Genomic DNA, 201 nt, shown 5'->3' with positions numbered 1-201 from the left:
CAGCAGGATTAGGTCAATTATCTGGAGGAGTAAATCAATTAGCAAATGGCTCAAGCCAAGTAACAGGCGGTTTAGGAACATTATCTGCAGGGGCAAATCAAATGGCAGGTGGAGTAAATCAATTAGCAAATGGCTCAAGCCAAGTAACAGGCGGTTTAGGAACATTATCTGCAGGAGCAAACCAAATGGCAGGTGGAGTAA

Annotated in this window: 1 protein-coding gene; it reads left to right on the top strand. The window is 43.8% G+C overall.

The genetic code is table 11. From position 1 onward, the window contains the following. Window positions 1-201, top strand: a 201-nt coding sequence (locus MR115_RS29785) for a hypothetical protein (protein WP_242243869.1), incomplete at both ends; no start/stop codon positions are given.

The organism is Bacillus cereus group sp. BfR-BA-01309 (genome assembly GCF_022664315.1).
Taxonomy (GTDB): domain Bacteria; phylum Bacillota; class Bacilli; order Bacillales; family Bacillaceae_G; genus Bacillus_A; species Bacillus_A mobilis.
Note: the sequence above shows the minus strand (reverse complement) of the source record. Positions and strands in the feature narration are given on the sequence as shown.